This window comes from Psychrobacter sp. PAMC 21119 (genome assembly GCF_000247495.1).
GTDB lineage: Bacteria > Pseudomonadota > Gammaproteobacteria > Pseudomonadales > Moraxellaceae > Psychrobacter > Psychrobacter glaciei.
On sequence record NZ_AHVZ01000011.1, the window covers coordinates 121,453 to 139,578 of the forward strand.

The 18,126-nt window shown below is 44.3% G+C and carries 16 protein-coding genes; 7 read left to right on the forward strand and 9 right to left on the reverse strand.

What is annotated here, in order from left to right; genetic code table 11:
* Positions 1–34 precede the first annotated feature (34 nt).
* Positions 35–700 carry a DNA glycosylase gene (locus RH96_RS04425; RefSeq protein ID WP_051000712.1) on the reverse strand — a complete coding sequence of 222 codons (666 nt, stop codon included), beginning with the start codon at positions 698–700 and terminating at the stop codon, positions 35–37.
* Between the two features lie 303 nt (positions 701–1,003).
* On the opposite strand from RH96_RS04425, the gene upp reads away from it, so the two are divergent.
* Positions 1,004–1,663 (forward strand): uracil phosphoribosyltransferase, encoded by a 660-nt coding sequence (upp, locus tag RH96_RS04430; RefSeq protein WP_010197794.1) that lies wholly within the window; start codon positions 1,004–1,006, stop codon positions 1,661–1,663.
* Between the two features lie 131 nt (positions 1,664–1,794).
* On the forward strand, positions 1,795–2,547 hold the full coding sequence (locus tag RH96_RS04435; RefSeq protein ID WP_010197796.1) for an SDR family NAD(P)-dependent oxidoreductase: 753 nt from the start codon (positions 1,795–1,797) through the stop codon (positions 2,545–2,547).
* 24 nt (positions 2,548–2,571) lie between these two features.
* On the opposite strand, the gene RH96_RS04440 is transcribed toward RH96_RS04435, so the two are convergent.
* Positions 2,572–3,240, reverse strand: coding sequence for a hypothetical protein (locus RH96_RS04440; protein ID WP_010197798.1), 669 nt, complete (start codon positions 3,238–3,240; stop codon positions 2,572–2,574).
* A gap of 236 nt (positions 3,241–3,476) precedes the next feature.
* Here RH96_RS04440 and RH96_RS04445 point away from each other — a divergent pair, with 236 nt between their 5' ends.
* Together RH96_RS04445 and RH96_RS04450 are read left to right on the forward strand one after the other, a co-directional pair.
* On the forward strand, positions 3,477–4,448 hold the full coding sequence (locus RH96_RS04445) for an alpha/beta fold hydrolase (RefSeq protein ID WP_010197800.1): 972 nt from the start codon (positions 3,477–3,479) through the stop codon (positions 4,446–4,448).
* Positions 4,449–4,625: 177 nt separating this feature from the next.
* The gene (locus RH96_RS04450; RefSeq protein WP_010197801.1) at positions 4,626–5,462 is read left to right on the forward strand and encodes an alpha/beta fold hydrolase; all 837 of its coding nucleotides are present in this window, start codon (positions 4,626–4,628) and stop codon (positions 5,460–5,462) included.
* 98 nt (positions 5,463–5,560) lie between these two features.
* Here RH96_RS04450 and RH96_RS04455 read toward each other — a convergent pair whose 3' ends face one another.
* The 3 genes from RH96_RS04455 to tyrS form a co-directional block, all read right to left on the reverse strand.
* Positions 5,561–5,800 carry a DUF1653 domain-containing protein gene (locus RH96_RS04455; protein ID WP_010197803.1) on the reverse strand — a complete coding sequence of 80 codons (240 nt, stop codon included), beginning with the start codon at positions 5,798–5,800 and terminating at the stop codon, positions 5,561–5,563.
* Between the two features lie 31 nt (positions 5,801–5,831).
* A complete protein-coding gene (locus RH96_RS04460) occupies positions 5,832–6,410 on the reverse strand; it encodes a GNAT family N-acetyltransferase (protein ID WP_010197805.1) in 579 nt (192 codons plus the stop codon).
* 86 nt (positions 6,411–6,496) lie between these two features.
* The gene (gene tyrS, locus RH96_RS04465; protein ID WP_010197807.1) at positions 6,497–7,708 is read right to left on the reverse strand and encodes a tyrosine--tRNA ligase; all 1,212 of its coding nucleotides are present in this window, start codon (positions 7,706–7,708) and stop codon (positions 6,497–6,499) included.
* Positions 7,709–7,825: 117 nt separating this feature from the next.
* Here tyrS and RH96_RS04470 point away from each other — a divergent pair, with 117 nt between their 5' ends.
* The 3 genes from RH96_RS04470 to RH96_RS04480 all read left to right on the forward strand — a co-directional run bounded on the left by RH96_RS04470 (position 7,826) and on the right by RH96_RS04480 (position 11,650).
* The gene (locus tag RH96_RS04470; RefSeq protein WP_010197809.1) at positions 7,826–9,202 is read left to right on the forward strand and encodes an anhydro-N-acetylmuramic acid kinase; all 1,377 of its coding nucleotides are present in this window, start codon (positions 7,826–7,828) and stop codon (positions 9,200–9,202) included.
* 94 nt (positions 9,203–9,296) lie between these two features.
* On the forward strand, positions 9,297–10,673 hold the full coding sequence (gene fabF / locus RH96_RS04475; protein WP_010197811.1) for a beta-ketoacyl-ACP synthase II: 1,377 nt from the start codon (positions 9,297–9,299) through the stop codon (positions 10,671–10,673).
* 116 nt (positions 10,674–10,789) lie between these two features.
* Positions 10,790–11,650 carry a hypothetical protein gene (locus RH96_RS04480; RefSeq protein WP_010197813.1) on the forward strand — a complete coding sequence of 287 codons (861 nt, stop codon included), beginning with the start codon at positions 10,790–10,792 and terminating at the stop codon, positions 11,648–11,650.
* A gap of 88 nt (positions 11,651–11,738) precedes the next feature.
* On the opposite strand, the gene RH96_RS04485 is transcribed toward RH96_RS04480, so the two are convergent.
* From RH96_RS04485 to lnt, 4 genes are all read right to left on the reverse strand, one after another.
* Positions 11,739–13,556 (reverse strand): aminopeptidase P family protein, encoded by a 1,818-nt coding sequence (locus tag RH96_RS04485; RefSeq protein WP_010197814.1) that lies wholly within the window; start codon positions 13,554–13,556, stop codon positions 11,739–11,741.
* 347 nt (positions 13,557–13,903) lie between these two features.
* Entirely contained in the window at positions 13,904–15,472 is a 1,569-nt protein-coding gene (locus RH96_RS04490) for a peptide MFS transporter (RefSeq protein ID WP_010197817.1), read from the reverse strand.
* 297 nt (positions 15,473–15,769) lie between these two features.
* Entirely contained in the window at positions 15,770–16,207 is a 438-nt protein-coding gene (locus RH96_RS04495; protein ID WP_010197819.1) for a hypothetical protein, read from the reverse strand.
* 138 nt (positions 16,208–16,345) lie between these two features.
* A complete protein-coding gene (lnt, locus tag RH96_RS04500; RefSeq protein WP_010197821.1) occupies positions 16,346–17,920 on the reverse strand; it encodes an apolipoprotein N-acyltransferase in 1,575 nt (524 codons plus the stop codon).
* Between the last annotated feature and the right edge of the window lie 206 nt (positions 17,921–18,126).

Consider the following 18,126-nt stretch of genomic DNA (forward strand, 5'->3'; position numbering starts at 1 on the left):
GCTTCTATATAGAATTCTTCTATATATGATGCTTTTATAGCTTACCTATCTTTTTAAAGAAGTCTTTATAGGCCGCGACTTTTTTATCTAAGGCTAAAGGATAGGCACGTGAGGTTGAAGGCAACCTATATAAGGTAAGATTATTTACATTCACTTTTTGATTGTTATCGTTTTGCCATTGATAGGGATAATCCATATTTTGATTGGTCTTAGGATATTTGGACTTGGCTGGTGGTTCGGCCAATAAGTTAAGCAGTACTTCAGTTGCCTTACCACCTGTGGTAAACAACGTATGAACCTTTGGCACTTGTGGCAAAATATTATCTAGGTCGACAGTGGTCACAACCGTTAAATTTTTATCTGACGCATTACCGGTTTCACGAATCGCTTGTTTTACTGTGGGGCAAGAAGCGATACCACGCTCAAACATAAAGTCGCGGATACGCTCAGGATCAAAGCGCTTCTCGTCCCCTACTCTAAAATAATCTGCATCATCAAAAAATACGCGACCATAGATACGCCACATATCATTATAAAAGTTCGGATAGTGAAAACTCATTGCCCATTTATCGGCAGTCGGAGGAAAGGTGCCCATCATCATCACGGTGGCATCTGGCGGTAACACAGGAGCGAACGGATGGGTTTCTATTTCTACAGCCTTCGTTGTGGATAAGGCGCTAGCACTATTGGCATTATTCATTACATCTTCAGTGTTCGCTGGTTGATTGTTCATAAGATTCTTCATCAGAAAAGCAGTTTTTTTGGTATCATAGCAGGCCTAAACACTACTTCGTATTTAACCATAGTATATAGTCGGCTTAGATAGGCAAATGATAAGTTAATTGGCTTAAACCATCTTTGCTTTGATTGCGATTATGGAAACGCTAAGCTTATGATTACTGTGTTACCTATAGGGTTGAAGTGTAGTAAGTGTTTGTATCTTTTATACTAATAGCAAACGCAGTGACTGCGCAAGCATCAGACCAAAACCAAGAGAGTATTTATGAGCGACTTAAATAGCGGTTTAGAAATTACGGTAATCGATCATCCACTAGTCCGTCATAAACTCAGTTTAATGCGCGAAAAAGACTGTAGTACTTATAAGTTTCGTACGTTGACCAAAGAGCTTGCACGCTTGATGGCGTATGAAGCGAGCCGCGATTTTGAGATTGAAACGTTCCCAATGAAAGGCTGGTGTGGTGAAATCACTGGTGAGCAAATTATCGGTAAAACAGCAACGATTGTACCGATTTTACGTGCAGGTATTGGCATGTTGGACGGTGTGCTCGATTTGATTCCTACTGCTAAGATTTCTGTGGTTGGTTTACAGCGTGATGAAGAAACCTTACAGCCAGTACCTTTCTTTGAAAAATTCGTCAGCCACATGGACAAACGCCCTGCCCTGATCATTGATCCAATGCTAGCCACTGGTGGCTCAATGGTTGCGACCATCGAGATGCTAAAGAAAAATGGCTGCACCAATATCAAAGCGTTGGTATTGGTTGCCGCACCTGAAGGCGTGCGTGTGGTCAATGAAGCACATCCCGACGTAACCATTTATACCGCTGCATTAGACAGTCATTTGGATGAACACGGTTATATTATTCCAGGTCTTGGCGATGCAGGTGATAAGATATTTGGTAAACAGTTAGCTAATAAGTAACTGCCTGATAAATAAGTAACCGTAGTTGCGACAATTATGGTTAATGCAAGTAAATCAAAACATATACGCTAAGACAAACAGTCGTCTTAAAAATCAGGATACAAACACAGCATCAACGATAAGGATAGATAATGAACGTATTGATTACAGGAGCAAGCGCCGGTTTTGGTAAAGCGCTGGCAGAGCGTCTGATCGCTAATGGTCATCGTGTGATTGGTTGTGCTAGACGCCTTGATAAGCTGAACGCTCTAGCAGATACATTGGGCGAATCATTCTTACCTGTGGTGATGGATGTGAGCGATACGGCTTCTATTCCACAAATCATTGCTGAATTGCCGGATGGTTTTAGGCAAATCGATGTGCTCGTTAATAATGCGGGATTGGCACTCGGTACTGAGCCTGCCCAAAGTAGCAGCCTTGATGACTGGATGCGTATGACTGATACCAATATAAAAGGTCTCATGGCGCTGACTCACGCGGTCTTGCCAGCGATGGTCGCGCGCGATAGCGGTTATATTATCAATGTCGGCTCGATTGCTGGCAGTTGGCCGTACTTTGGTGGGAACGTCTATGGCGCGACCAAAGCATTCGTCAAGCAATTCAGTCTAAATCTGCGCGCGGATTTAATCGGTACCCAAGTGCGCGTGACCAATCTTGAACCGGGTAATGTCGCAGGCACTGAGTTTTCAAACGTCCGCTATCATGGCGATGATGATAAAGCCGCCAAGGTTTATGATGGCTTTAAAACCATGACGGGTGAGGATATCGGCGACATCTTATTGTGGCTGATTGAATCGCCGGCTCACATCAATGTCAATCGCTTGGAAGTGATGCCAGTTGCGCAAACTTATAACGGGTTGACGATTGCTAAGAAAGATTCTTGAACGTTTAGCCGAGCGTTTGGCTCATTAACGTAATTCGTAATATCGAAGCAACATAGTCTCATCTATGTTGCTTTTTTTTATGTCTTCAATAGTTAGCTCATTGACCAAGCGCAACTCCTGAAAATCTAAAATCAATACTTCATTGCGCGTGCGCTCACTAGTACGCCTATTATGACGTATGGGAAATCCCATCACTTGCCTGCCGACGACGGTTATCTGATTAATAACTGCTACTGAACGATTCATAGCAGATTTTTTATGGGCTTGCTGTGCGTTAAAGACTGCTGTGGCAGGATTCACAGTAGTGGTTAATAGCTTATCGAAACGAGCGATTTTGGGCATATCTCCTGCCAAAAACAACGTTTGCGCAAGCGGTAAATACTGAGCATGACGTATGAGCTCTCGGCGAAACAACGCTGGCATATCTGTATTAAAGCTGTCTTCTGTCTGCCGGTAAAAAGCAATGAAGTGACGCTGCAAATAACTGCCAAATACCGTAAAGTTAATCCACTGTTGATAAGTATCATTGGCCAGTAATTGCCTAGTGAAAGCATCGGAAAAAGCCTTGGCATCTGTCTTAATGTTGCCCGTTAACATCGCTATCAATAAGCTGTGCGCATCATTAAATATCTGCTGCTCCCAAACTTGTGGGTAAAGGCTGCGATCCAGTGACGCTAGTGTCGGTGTGCTCATAAGCATCGCCCTTTTATTCTTTTATTTCAAGTTTAGGATAATGGCTGTTAATCACAAGCGTCACTTACTGTCTATACATTTTATGCTATGGTCAGCTTAGCTGTGTTTGATTAATACAAGTTTTATTAGCACAGATTTTACTATAACAAGCTCTCATCGATAAGATAAAAATATTTTATGATGAATGTTCAACATGCCCTAATTAATTACAATATATATGACGGAAATACGACGCTATGATGACCAATTTAATGACGTTGCCCAATCGCTACCAGTCGCGTTATCATTTGAAAACGCTGACGGTTACTGCTACTGACGGTACGTCTCTGCCGGTTTCAGTCATTGGTCAAGGCACGCCAGTGCTAATGCTGCATGCTTATGGTATGGACGCACGCGAGTTCTTGCCTTTTATCTTAGCATTGACAGGTAAATATACATTTTATTTGCCGCATCTGCGTGGTTTTGGCGCTGCAAAAGCTCTCACGATGGAACAGTTTGATTTTGTCCGTCAATATGCGGATGATGCCAACGCTGTGATTGAGAAAATTTGTGAATGGCGTCAAATAGAGGCTTTGCCAGTGGCGGCTATTTCGATGGGCGCGCAAGTCATGTGGTCTTATTTTGAGCGTTTTGGCGCATCAAGGGTCAGTCGCTATCTTAATATTGATCAAAATCCAGCGATTCATAATCAAGACGATTGGCAAGGGGGTCTATTTGGCACGCGGCAGCAAGAAGTGTTCGATATCTTTCAAGAAGTAATCGATCTGACCTTACCTTATGCGGACTCTAATAGCTTTGCCCATCTGCCTTTTGCGCTCAAGCGCCGTGCAACCGATGTCGAAAGGCTGTTTTCTTTGTTATCCGTCAATCGCACGCGTTCAAAAGCTTTTATACAAGCGATGACTCATAAAAACGACCACACACTCGCGCTTTACGACCACGGCATTTGGCATCAAAAAATGCGCTGCTTGCAAGCCTATTTGATCTTACCTTACGATTTTCGCGGTGCCATAGATAAAGTGACTATTCCTGTGGTCAATCTCATCGGTGGTCGCTCTAAGCTTTATGACGCCAAATGGCAGCAGAAAGTGACCCACATGCTGCCTAACGCTACTGAAGTTATTTTGCCACGTGCAGGTCATGCCATTCCTTTGGATGAGCCGATTAGATTTTATAAAGTGTTAAAAGATTTTTTGCAGAATCGCTAGCTCAGTGCAACTTACTGTGATGTCACAGAACCACTCTATAATCGACACTGTCACTGTACAACCCGTCATAGTAATCGCTCTATCCACCTTTTATACTAAAAACCTGACGTTAGCTGTGTAAGCGCATTAACGTTAAAATAAAATACTTTTTAATAATAATTCTAAAAGGAAAAACTTATGCCTTACGTTAACGTTGCACAGCAAGATGAACAATCTGTCGACCTATATTACGAAGTCCAAGGTACTGGCAAACCTGTAGTATTAATCCATGGCTGGCCGCTGAGTGGACGCGCTTGGGAGGCACAACTTCCTGCACTGGTCGAAGCAGGCTATCAAGTGATAGCCTATGATAGACGTGGCTTTGGTCAATCCTCTAAACCATGGAATGGCTATGACTACGATACATTGGCACAAGATCTAAAAGCCTTGATGGATGAGCTGGATTTGACAGATGCTACTATCGTTGGCTTCTCTATGGGTGGCGGTGAAGTCGCTCGCTATCTGGGAACATTTGGTTCCGAGCGTATCAGCAAAGCGGTACTCGCCTCTGCCGTTCCGCCTTATCTGTTTAAAGCTGATGACAATCCTGATGGTGCGTTAGCAGAAGCAGATATCCAAGAATTCCTAGACGGAGTCAGCGGCGATCGTATTGCCTTCTTGAACGACTTTACCAAGAATTTCTTTACGCCAGCAGATGGTAAGCTATTAGTCAGCAAACCAATGCGCTTATATAATCGCGATATCGCCTCGTTTGCTTCAGCGAAAGCGACTTATGATTGCGTTAAATCCTTTGCTTATACCGACTTCCGTGATGATCTGAAAAAATTCGATGTGCCAACCTTAGTCATTCATGGCAATGCTGATCAAATCGTCCCATTCGAGGCTAGCGGTCAACGCTCGCACGATATGATTGCCGACAGTCAGTTGCATATTGTCGAAAGTGGTCCACACGGTATCAATGTGACCCATGCGAAAGAATTTAATGACACATTGATTGCGTTTTTGAACAGCTAATGATTATTTAACAGACATAAAAAAGGCGACCTTAACGGGTCGCCTTTTATTTGGACAATGGATTTTTTTGGGCAATGGATTTTAACGAAGTTGATTCATTAATCCGCTAATGATTTAATAAGCTCAAAGCGTGGTATTACTTTGCCATCGACTTCAACGGTTTCCGCAAACATGGCTAACGGTCTTACCCAAACGCCATACTCACCGTATAAACAGCGGTACACGACTAGTGATTCTTCGGTTTCTGAATGTTGAGCGGTATGCAACACTTGGTAAAGGCTGCCTTTATAATGGCGGTAGATACCTTGGGCGACAATGGATTTATTTTTTTGAGACATAAATAGCTCATTCATATTGATAATTAAAGGATTAATAAACGCTTTGTAATTTTCCTGCTAGATTGGGCTTTATCTGTGACCATTCAGAACTGACCATACTATACATGACTGTATCTGAAATAATGCCATCACGGCGTACACGATTGCCTCGAATCACGCCATCTTTTTTAGCACCTAAGCGCTCAATGGCTTGTTGTGAGCGATCATTGTCAATATCTGTACGCCAACCTACGGTTTGATACTTCAAGGTTTCAAATATATAGGTTAGCAGCATAAGCTTACAAGTCGTATTAACATGCGTTCGCCAATACGACTTAGCATACCAAGTATAGCCAATCTCTAAGCGTTTGCTGGTTGGTAAAATATCATGAAAACTCGTTGTACCAATCACCTTACCATTTGATTCATTGATGACCACAAAAGCCTGTCTGTCAGACATTGAATCTGCGGCATTGATATAGTCGATGACCTTGTCTGGCTCAGGTACCGACGTCTCGTTTATTTTCCATAGCTCACCATCTTGGCAAGCTTCAGCTAAGTCAGTCGCATGACTGAGCATCAGTGGCTTAAGGGTAATACCGTTACTTGATAATGTCGGTAAATCTAGCATTTCTTTTTCCTTAAGCCACTATTAGTTTAGGCAGTAGTCACTTAAGCAATGGTCTCTTAAGCAACCGTCACTTAAGCAACAGCCACTTAGGCAACCGTCACTTTCGCATAAGCCTTTTTGCCTGCTTGGATAACGACTGTCTGACCAGACGTTAGACTAAATCCACCATCAACCACATCGCCATCTACTTTTACCACACCACGTTTTACCATATCTTTAGCAGATGAGCTGTTTTTAGCAAGCCCAGATTGGTTGAGTACTTGAGTAATAAACAGTGCATCCTGCCCTTCTAACTCTAACGTTACTTCTGGCAAATCGATTGGCAATTCGCCATCAGCCAACACATTGCCTACTGATTTGTGCGCATTGGCAGCGGCATCAGCATCATGGAAACGCTCGATTAACTCTTCGGCTAAAATACGTTTGATTTCTTGTGGATTGCGACCATTTTCCATTTCTGCCAATAAACCTTCGACTTCATCCATTGGTTTAAAGCTTAAAAATTCAAAATAACGGCGAATTAGCGTATCTGGCATAGATAAGATTTTTTGGTACATGGTGCCCGGTGCATCATAAATGGCCACGTAGTTGTTTAAGGACTTAGACATTTTATTAACGCCGTCTAACCCTTCCAAAATTGGTACGGTTATACATACTTGCTGCTCTTGACCATAGCGGCCTTGCAACGTACGACCCATCAATAGGTTAAAGGTCTGATCGGTACCGCCAAGCTCAACATCCGCTTTTAGCGCGATAGAATCATAGCCTTGCACGAGCGGATACAAAAACTCATGGATAGAGATTGGGGTCTGTGAGGCATAGCGTTTAGAGAAATCATCACGCTCAAGCATACGCGAAACCGTTTGCTGACTGGCAAGCTGAATCATATCAGCGGCGCTCATGTCATTGAACCACTCAGAGTTAAAGACCACACGGGTTTTTTCTTTGTCCAAAATTTTAAATACTTGCTCAGCATAGGTCGTGGCATTGGCTTTGATTTGCTCATCAGTCAATGGCGGACGCGTGCTGTTTTTGCCAGAAGGATCACCAATTTTGGCCGTATAATCACCGATTAAGAAATAAATCTCATGACCCAAATCTTGAAAATGCTTGAGCTTATTGATTAGCACGGTATGACCTAAATGCAGGTCAGGTGCGGTGGGATCAAAGCCCGCCTTGATACGCAATGGACGGTTTAGCTTAAGCTTCGCCACTAAATCCTCTTCAGATAGGATTTCTTGAGTACCTCGTTGGATAAGGGCAAGTTGTTCTTCTAGGGTGTAAGTTTGCGTGGTCATGATGATCTCTTTATTGTCTTTATTAAGGGTTAAACGTTTGAGCGATTTAGAATCTCGTCGCTGTCAAAAGATGTTAGAATTTGACGGATATACTAGCGTTTTTTAAGGTAAATTACCATGACCAACCCCGCATCGACTGCTGATACTCTTCACAATACTCATCCAGATTTAGAGATGGACAGTGATTTGGATAATAGCTTGGAAAATATTGACGATTTAAATTATGCCACACTTACTGAGGCACTTGAGCAAACAGTGTTTGAAAACTTCGATGATGGCTTATATATCGGCATGATGTCGGGCACCAGTTTGGACGGTATGGATGCCGTTCTTTGTCAATTCAGTATAGATATTAGTAATGAAGAAGAAACGCAGCAGCCCATGCGCTTGTTAGCTTCTTATAGCCAAGACTTCCCACCGCGACTGCGTGAAGTATTATTAGCATTATGTCAGCCCAATGGTGTTCAGACATTAACACCCACGGCTGACGAACCAAACAGCGAGCTTGACTGGTTCGGCTGGGCAAGCCGCGAGTATGGTGAGTTTGCGAGTGAGGTGGTCAATACGTTATTAACGCAAGCCGATACCGATGTAGAGTTGGTGCTAGCCATTGGCTGTCATGGTCAGACTGTACGCCATCGTCCGCAGATGGGGTTTAGCTTGCAGTTGCTCGATGCCAATATCATCGCTGAGCATACAGGTATCAGCGTGGTTAGCGATTTTCGACGCCGTGATATGGCAGTCGGTGGTCAAGGTGCACCACTGGTTCCAGCCTTTCATCAAGCGTTGTTTGCCACACCTGATAGTACTCGCGTGTTATTAAACTTGGGCGGTATTGCTAATGTCACCGTCTTGCCAGCGACTTCTGATAACTCATCAAATCAACCAGACGATGTTCTAGGTAATGTTGTTGTGGGTTACGACACGGGTCCTGCCAATTTATTATTGGACGCGTGGACCGCATTGCATACGGATAAAGGTTATGATGCGGGTGGTGCATGGGCGCAGTCCGGTCAAGTCATTGAGCCATTACTCAACCAACTGTTAGAACATCCATTTTTTGCAAAACCTTATCCTAAAAGTACGGGCCGTGAAGACTTTAATTTGGCATGGCTGCAAGACGAGCTACAAGAACTCGAACAGGCATCTGCGGTCATTCGTTATTCATCAGCAGATGTACAAGCCACACTCACTGAACTGACAGCCATCAGTGCGAGTGCGCAAATTAATAAATTTATCGACGCTAATAAAAACACTTCGGTATACGTCTGCGGTGGTGGTGCCTTAAATGACTACTTGATGACGCGTTTGCAGGCACATCTCCCGCATTGCACGGTAGAAACCACTGCGAGCTTAGGATTAGATCCAACATGGGTAGAAGCTGTTGCTTTTGCATGGCTAGCGAGACAGACATTGATGGGTGAAACAGGTAATTTGCCAGCAGTGACAGGTGCAAGTAAAAACGTGGTGCTGGGTCAAGTGTGCTTTGCCTAGTCCATTAATTTTAGTTTACATACGTGCACCTATGTGTTTTATAATGACTTCCGAAACAACATCCTCTTAGGACCGTAAGTACAGGATATATCGCATGAGCCAACACAGCAATTCAACCACCTCACAAGCCGATCAGGTTAGCGCAACCTCGGCGCACAAACCGCGCCATAAACCACCTCACTACGAGCGCTCTGATGAGTTGCGCGTGGTGATCACTGGCATGGGTGCCATTACACCACTGGGTCTAGACGTTGATAGCTCGTGGAAGAAACTGCTCAATGGCGAGAGTGGTATCGCACCGATTACCCATTTTGATGCTGCCGAATATCGTGCGAAAATCGCGGGTGTGGTCAAAGACTTTGATGCCAAACAATATATGAATGCCAAAGACGCACGTCGCTATGATGAATTTATTCATTATGGTATCGCTGCCTCTAGCATGGCACTACAGAACGCGGGCTTTATCGACCAAATAAGCGCGGCTGATGCGCCTGTACAAGGCGTTGACCAAGAGCGTTTTGGTATTATTTTAGGCTCAGGGATTGGCGGTATTCAAACCATTGAAAACAGCCGCGATACCCTGCGTGAAAAAGGCGCGCTGAAAGTTTCGCCGTTTATTATTCCAGGCTCTATTATAAATATGGCGGCTGGATTGGTGGCGATTAAGCACACCTTAAAAGGCCCCAACCTCGCAACATCGACTGCCTGTACAACAGCCACTCACGCGATCGGACTTGCAGCACGCCTGATTGCTTATGGTGATGCCGATGTGATGCTGGCCGGTGGGAGTGAAAAAGGCTCAAGCCCGCTTGGCATATCAGGGTTTGGTGCTATGCATGCACTCTCGACTCGCAATGATGAACCAACCAAAGCCTCGCGTCCATTTGATAAAGCTCGCGATGGTTTTGTACTCGGTGATGGCTCTGGTATGGTCGTGCTCGAAAGTTTGGCTCATGCCAAGGCACGCGGCGCGACCATACTGGCTGAATTGGTGGGTTTCGGTATGAGTGATGATGCAGGTCACATTACTGCACCACCAGAAGATGGCAATGGTGCCGCACGCGCAATGAGAAATGCCTTGCACGATGCTGGTATTGAGCCATCGAGTGTTGGTTATGTTAATGCTCATGGTACCAGCACGCCTGCTGGTGATGTCGCTGAATCAATCGCCATTGAAACCGTATTCGCCCCAGTAAAAGACAGTATTCTAGTCAGCTCAACCAAGTCAATGACTGGTCACTTGCTGGGTGCCGCTGGTGGTGTCGAAGCCATATTTACAGTGCTTTCCCTACAGCATCAACACGTACCACCAACCATTAACTTGGATAATGTGGAAGACAACTGTAACCTCGATTATGTCGCTAATCAATCACGTAAAGTCGAAAATCTACAGTACGCTGTCTCGAATAGCTTTGGCTTTGGTGGCACCAATGGCTCATTAGTCTTTGCACGTTGGCCTAGCAATGACTAGAGCATAAAAGCATACAACACGCGTTGTTGTAACCTTGGTGTCAGATTTGCTACGTTTGTCCACTTGCAGCCCCTTATCGTACTTGCGTATGATAAGGGGTAATTTTTGGAACATTTATGGAAGATACCATGTCAAGCTACTCATTTTCCCATCAGTTTTATCAGCGCTGGACGTGTGCGCCTGAGCCTATACGCGCAGCAATCACCCAAGAACTAAAAGATATCACCACTTTATTGCAAAGCGATACACCCTTTGAGAGCTTTGAATTTCAAACCCATGATTTAGACGCTCATATCGATGAGCTCTATGAAAACCACGAAGCTGAGCAAGCCATTGCCAAAGCGATCACGGAAAAACAAGAACAAGCACGCGCCACTGCTGAAAAAGAACGTCTCGAAGAAGAAGAAAAAGTAAAAGCAGCAGCGGATGCCAAGCTCCAAGAAGAAGCTAAATTAAAAGAAGAGGCCAAACTGCGCGAAGAAGCAGAAGCCGCGCAAAAAGAACAAGAAAAGAATGCGATGCTAGCTGCTGATAAGCGCAATGATGACAAGTCAGTAGCAGCGATCGAGACAAATATTGCGGACAAAGCAAACGTTAATAGTAGTGCCACTGATAACTCTGAAAAAAATAATACCCAAAGTGTGGCTACTGAAAATCCTACGGCGAACCATAAAACCATCAACGAACATGCAAACACTGCTGAAGATAATACGAGCAATAATGATAGCAGTGTTAAAAACGATAACGCTATTAAAGCCATTAATGATACAGCCAGTACTGCCATCAAGTTAGCATTAAAAGACGCAAAACTGAGCGCGACGCATCAAGAATTAATCCGCGAGTTGGAAATGCAGATTGATGACTACCTAAGCGATCAGATGATGCTCATGTCTGAAAACCTAAAATCTTGGCTACGTGCAGAGGTCACTCAGCATTTAAGTGAGCAGGATAAATTAGAGATTAGTAAAAAGTCATAAGAAAACTAAATGATGCTGTTTAGAAAAAAATCCCCGTAAAATTTACGGGGATTTTTTTATTTTAAATGCGCAGATATAGGCTTTTACTTTAGATAGCCTGAGTACGCTCGGTCAGCCACTCAAGTGCTGCGCCATCGACACGGTCTTTTAGCTCCGCATAAACTTGGCTGTGATAGTCGTTGAGCCAATCAATCTCTACTTGATTCAACAATGACGACTCGATCAAACGCGTATCAATCGGGCAGTAAGTAACAGTTTCAAAGTTTAAGAATTTACCAAACTCTGTCTCGGTAGGGCTTGCCACTGGTGTATTAACCATTAGGTTTTCTATGCGAATGCCCCATTTTCCTTCACGGTATAGACCTGGCTCATTGCTCGAAATCATACCGACTTTCATCGCACGCTCTTTTGGCGTGCTGGCGCTATAAGCAATGACTTGTGGGCCTTCATGGACGTTTAAGAAGTAACCAACGCCATGACCAGTACCATGACCATAGTCCATCTGTGCTTGCCATAATGGCGCACGGCAAATGGCATCAATTAATGGTGAGGCGATACCATCAGGGAAATGCGCTTTTGCCAATGCAATATGGGCTTTGAGCACGGTGGTAAAGTCACTTTTATGCTCAGAGCTTACTTGTCCGATACCGACCACACGAGTGATATCAGTCGTGCCGTTTTGATATTGCGCACCTGAGTCAATCAGTAATAATCCGCCCTCGCCCTCGGCCACATCAAGGTAGCTGAACTTCTCAGGAGTTGCGCGGTAATGTGGCAACGCACCGTTTTCATTAAAACCTGCAATCGTTGGAAAGCTTGGTGATACATAGTATGGCTGCTGACTACGTACTTCGATTAGCATGCTATCAACATCTAGCTCACTTAAACGCTCACCGTTTGCTAAGCGCTGCTCAAATGTCGCAAAAAACTCAGCTAAGGCAGCACCATCTTGACGCATGGCTTCACGCACGTGATCGATATCAGCATCAGATTTAACAGATTTGAGTAATGTACTTGGCGCCATTTTCTCAATAAAGCCAACATCGTCTGCCATCTTCGATAGCGTACCGACTGCAACCTTACTTGGATCTAATAACAATAAATCTTCTGGCGTAAGCGTACTCAATGCTTGTTGTACCGCATCATAATCAGCAATCGTAATGCCACTATCTTTTAGGGCTGTGGCGATATCAGCACTGACTTTATTGTTATCGACAAACAACGTCGCGTCATTTTCACTGATGAGCATGTGTGATAAAAACACAGGGTTATAGTCAACATCAGCACCACGTAAGTTGGTCAACCATGCGATGTCATCTAAACTTGAGAGTAAATGATGCGTCGCTCCTGCCTCTGCCATACCTGCACGTACAGCAGCAAGTTTTGAGGTAGCAGACTGTGCCACAAACTGCGCGTCATGTTGATACAAATTGGCAGCGGGTAGCGCTGGACGATCTGACCAGATTTCTGTCAACACGTCACGCTCAGTGATCAAAGTAATGTCATTGACATCAAATGCATTTAGCAGTCGATCTTGTTCCGCGATAGACAGCACATTGCCATCGACGGCGACACTATCGCCTTCTTGTAAATGATCTGCTAGCCAATCGATATGATTTGGCTGACCTGGAGCAAGCTTCTCTAAAGTGATACCCGTGCCTTCCAACTGATCAGCGGCGTGTACCCAATAGCGACTATCCGTCCATAATCCGGCAAAATCAGCAGTCACAACGAGCGTACCGACTGAACCGGTAAATCCTGATAGCCATAAACGTGATTGCCAGTATTCTGGTAAATATTCAGATAAATGCGGGTCAGCAGAGGGTACGATGATCGCAGTGAGATCCTGCGTCGCTAGGCTTTTACGTAAGCTGTCGATACGGTCATGAATGATTTGTTTATTCATTAGATGTGTCCTTATTAGAGGTAGAGCAATTGATTTTGGAGAAATTAGAGTTGAAAAAACACTACTGTGAGGCGACTATGGATAGCCGTCTTATTTGGGTGATTAGAATGGTTTCATGTATCAGTTAAATATAGAAAACAACTGGTTTAATAGAATAATAAAAACGTGCTACCGATAATGGTAACACGTCTCATCATACGTCACTTGTGCTGTTATTATTCACAAATGTACATCAGCCTATAGTTAACCCAAAATAATATCGATACAAGGAAACCGAGTGCAAGCTATACATTCGTATGGTTAGCGAGGTTGACACTGTAGCGGTTTTATAGTGGATTAACTATACCTTATTGCTTGGCTAGCTGTTTCTCACGCTCGCTATCTTTAAGCATTTTATTGATAGGTTTTGCTAATACCAATAACAATACAGCGGTAGCCACCAAAAATATGGTCATGGTTGTAAATAAAGCCGGTAACCCTTCAATTTTATCAGCAGATACATGACCACCAAAGAAAGCGGCAACCAAGTTACCCATGGCGATAGAGGCAAAGAAAAGTCCCATCATTTGGCCTTGCATGCCCTCTGGTGCCAGCTTCGTCATTGCAGACAAACCAACTGGGCTTAGTGCCAACTCACCCAACGTCAATAATAATAAACTACCTACCAGCCATAACGGTGACGCCAAGCCAGCTTCATTGGTTAGGATGCTTTTTGACGCAAAAATCATCAACGCAAAACCTGCTGCCGCAAGTAACATACCAAGTGCAAACTTAGCCATACTGCTCGGCTCAAGACCTCGGTTAGCCATCTTGACCCAGATAATACTGACGATTGGCGCTAAGATAAGAATAAATAAAGGGTTCAATGACTGGAACCAAATACTTGGTACCTCAAATCCTAAGACATTAAGGTCAGTATAGCGATCAGCAAATAAGTTAAAAGACGTTGGCTGCTGCTCAAAACTTGACCAGAATAACGTTGAACCAATAATTAAGATAAAGCAGATCAATAGACGTAACTTATCCGTCTTATCTAAACGCGGTGAGATAAACATAATAGCAAAGTACAGTATCACCACGGCTGCAATGATATAAGTCATGTACTGCGCGACCATCTCAGGATTGAACGGCATGATACCCGTAGACACCAAAACGATAACCGCAACCAACAATGCTAAAAACCCTGCAACCCAGCGACCGATATTTTTATAACGACCGTTGGCATGTTCCCATTCAGCACTGATGCCTTTGGCCTTTGCGTAGCGTGTTAGATTTTTTTGCGCCGCAAAGCGGTAGATGAGTAACGACACCAGCATCCCAAGACCACCGACACCAAAGCCGACATGCCACATGCCTTTTTCTTTAAAGATCCCGACGATAAGTGCCGCTAGTAGCGCACCAATATTGATGCCCATATAGAACAAGGTAAAGCCACCATCACGGCGTACATCACCCTTGGTATATAGAGCGCCAACCATCACTGAAATACAAGTCTTAAATAACCCTGAACCCAGAACAATGCACATCAGACCGACAAAAAACAACGTCATGCCAAATAACGCAGAGAGCGCAATGCATAAATGACCGAGCGCAATAATAATACTGCCCCACCAAAGAGCGCGCTCTTGCCCCAACCAGTTATCTGCTAGCCAACCGCCCGGTACTGCCGCTAAGTACAATGAACCAGCAAAAATACCATAGATAGCAGATGCAGTGACCTCATCAAAACCAAAGCCACCACTGCCTACCGTTGCTACCATAAACAGGACTAATAAAGGACGGATACTATAATAAGAAAAACGTTCCCACATTTCCGTAAAAAATAGCGAGCGTAATGGCTTGGGATGCCCCATAAAGCCGTTGTCTAGCGCTTCCAATTCAGCCGCGCTAGCTCCTGATTGTGTTTCTATGCCCATAACTTTATTCCTTTAAAGATCATATTAGTAATGACCAAACCCCCAATTATTTAGATGAACGGTCATTATAGGCGGAATATTGTTTCACTTGGTTATGGCCAAGTAAAGAAAAAGTTGGCTATAAATTACACAAATACCCATAAAAAAACTCGTTCTCATCAGATGAGAACGAGTTTTTCTTTTTAATCTTGACAGCAGTACTATCCTATTGATATCACTGCCGATAAAGACGCCATAATGCCACTCATTTTAGCGCAGAGTGTCACTATTTGGCTATTTAAACGACCATGTTACAGACTACTGTACTGCTGCCGTATTATCAGCGGCATTGCCCGCATCTAGATCACCATCTGCTTGTTCAGCTGTCAAATCAGCATCAGCCACTGCCGCTTGACTTACTGTGCCAGAGGCGGTCGCTGTACCTGCTTCCGCAGTGACGCCCGCACTATCCGCATCTGTCGCTGGTGTTACGGTTGCATCTGCAGCAGCAGGTGCCATCGCTTCTTCTGCGGTTGCGGCGTCTGTCTCAGCTGGCGCGGCATCTTCAGCAGCCACCGCTTCTGCTTCATGAGCAGCGGCTGAGCTTTCTGTCGTGTCAGCCGTAATATGCTCTCCTGCTGGACGCAAGAATGCTGAGACACCAATGAGTAATACAATCGCTAAAAATAAGCCAACGCCGCCTAAAGCATACAACAGCTCTTTTTTTGGATTGTTGTTGACGATATCTTCTGACATACCTTATCCACCTTGCACAGAATATTTGAAATATTTGGCTATTATATCGCAATTTATGCCCATTTGTTAAAACCCTTAACTATTTAAAGGGTTTATTATCGAAAAATTGCGAAACTTAGCATGTATCATTCTAATTAATTAGCTCATCGAACGGCCTCGAGGAGTCTCGCGCTTGCCAAGATAGCTCAATAATAACAAGAGCGCAATAATGAGCAAAATCGGATAATTACCAAAGCGCATAAAGGGTGTGTTACCTACCCGTGCCTGAACATCACCGCGTAATACGGTACGTTCAAACTGCGGTGCACGCTCGACGATACGCCCTTTATGATCGATAATAGCCGTCACGCCAGTGTTGGTCGCCCGCATAAACCAGCGACCGTTCTCAAGCGCGCGCATTTGTACCATTTGTAGATGTTGCAGTGGACCTGCCGATGTGCCAAACCATGCATCGTTTGAGATAGTTAATAAAAAGTCTGTTCCAATCGCGTTTTTACGCGTGGTATCAGGATAAGCAACTTCATAGCAGATAGCTGCACCCAAATTATGCCCGCGTACACGTAATGGTGACTGCTGATCACTACCACGGCTATAGCTCATGATGTCTTGGCTACCAGCTAAGTTAGGCAGGATATCGAGCAGGCCTTCAAATGGAATATATTCACCGAATGGCACGAGGCGTTGCTTCTTATACAATCCTTCTGCCTGTGCACCCAATGCAACCACGCTATTATAAAATGGTGGATATTTATCTGTACTAGCATCAAATGCCGCTTCATCCTTATAAGGGATGCCTGTGACCCATGTGGTATCAGTCTCTTTGGCCATTTTGACCATTTCGTTGATAAAGCCAACGGCTTCGGTCTGAAACATTGGAATCGAGGATTCAGGCCATAAAACAATGTCACGCCCCCACTCGGTACGCGTCAAGGTTGCATAGATTTTTAAGGTTTCTACTTGATATTCGGTCAGCCATTTTAGGTCTTGCGGGATATTGCCTTGGATCAGCGATACCGATAAATCAGGCGTGCCCTTTGGTTTCGTCCATTGCGGATTAATCAGCCATAATGAGACACTCACCACAAGTAATGCGGCAGTCGCAATCATATAACCACCACGACGACGCAAGAGCTCAACAGCACTTGCAGCCAACAGGATGGCAACGAAAGAAACCGCAAAAACGCCAGCAACAGGTGCTAATGACGACAGCCAATACTGCTCAGTAAAGGCATAGCCCACGAACAGCCATGGAAAACCAGTAAATAACCACGTTTTCATCCACTCTTGCAACACCCAAAGTGCCGCAAAAGCCAAGGGCTGCTTACCGACCATGCGATTAAAAACCAACGCCAAAAGTCCGTGGAACAAGCCCATACCAAGACCCATCAGCGCAATCATAATCAGCGCCAGCCATGCAGGCGTCGCACCATAGACATGGATAGAGGTATACAGCCAAAATGCACCCACGCACCACAACCCCGTACCGTACGCTTGACCGATAATAAAGGCGCGGCGACCTGTCATATCAGGCATCAATAGCGCGTATAAAATCGCTGGCGATACCAGTGCTACTGGCCAAATACCATAAGGCGCAAGCGCAAAGATAAAGATTGCCCCTGCCAACCAAGCAATTAATATGGCCAGCCCCATAGGCAAACCCTTCGGTTTTTCGGGGTTCAGACGTTTTTGCAAATCAACAGTAGACAGACGCATAGCAGTTATCCAAAACCATATTATCTAAAATGTTACATGTTTAGTATTCAGTCGATATTTAACTTGAAGCTGGCTCAATGGTTATAAACGCCCTATCTTTTCAATAGTATTTTCTTATAAGCACTATCTTCTTATAAATACCATCCTCTTATAAGCACCATCGTCTTATAAATATAGTCAAAATATCCCAAAAACGCGACGATACT

Excerpts from the sequence above, each read along its gene's own strand:
- RH96_RS04425 (WP_051000712.1), bottom strand. The coding sequence starts at position 700 with ATGAATAATGCCAATAGTGCTAGCGCCTTATCCACAACGAAGGCTGTA.
- upp (WP_010197794.1), top strand. The coding sequence starts at position 1,004 with ATGAGCGACTTAAATAGCGGTTTAGAAATTACGGTAATCGATCATCCA.
- RH96_RS04435 (WP_010197796.1), top strand. The coding sequence starts at position 1,795 with ATGAACGTATTGATTACAGGAGCAAGCGCCGGTTTTGGTAAAGCGCTG.
- RH96_RS04440 (WP_010197798.1), bottom strand. The coding sequence starts at position 3,240 with ATGAGCACACCGACACTAGCGTCACTGGATCGCAGCCTTTACCCACAA.
- RH96_RS04445 (WP_010197800.1), top strand. The coding sequence starts at position 3,477 with ATGATGACCAATTTAATGACGTTGCCCAATCGCTACCAGTCGCGTTAT.
- RH96_RS04450 (WP_010197801.1), top strand. The coding sequence starts at position 4,626 with ATGCCTTACGTTAACGTTGCACAGCAAGATGAACAATCTGTCGACCTA.
- RH96_RS04455 (WP_010197803.1), bottom strand. The coding sequence starts at position 5,800 with ATGTCTCAAAAAAATAAATCCATTGTCGCCCAAGGTATCTACCGCCAT.
- RH96_RS04460 (WP_010197805.1), bottom strand. The coding sequence starts at position 6,410 with ATGCTAGATTTACCGACATTATCAAGTAACGGTATTACCCTTAAGCCA.
- tyrS (WP_010197807.1), bottom strand. The coding sequence starts at position 7,708 with ATGACCACGCAAACTTACACCCTAGAAGAACAACTTGCCCTTATCCAA.
- RH96_RS04470 (WP_010197809.1), top strand. The coding sequence starts at position 7,826 with ATGACCAACCCCGCATCGACTGCTGATACTCTTCACAATACTCATCCA.
- fabF (WP_010197811.1), top strand. The coding sequence starts at position 9,297 with ATGAGCCAACACAGCAATTCAACCACCTCACAAGCCGATCAGGTTAGC.
- RH96_RS04480 (WP_010197813.1), top strand. The coding sequence starts at position 10,790 with ATGGAAGATACCATGTCAAGCTACTCATTTTCCCATCAGTTTTATCAG.
- RH96_RS04485 (WP_010197814.1), bottom strand. The coding sequence starts at position 13,556 with ATGAATAAACAAATCATTCATGACCGTATCGACAGCTTACGTAAAAGC.
- RH96_RS04490 (WP_010197817.1), bottom strand. The coding sequence starts at position 15,472 with ATGGGCATAGAAACACAATCAGGAGCTAGCGCGGCTGAATTGGAAGCG.
- RH96_RS04495 (WP_010197819.1), bottom strand. The coding sequence starts at position 16,207 with ATGTCAGAAGATATCGTCAACAACAATCCAAAAAAAGAGCTGTTGTAT.
- lnt (WP_010197821.1), bottom strand. The coding sequence starts at position 17,920 with ATGCGTCTGTCTACTGTTGATTTGCAAAAACGTCTGAACCCCGAAAAA.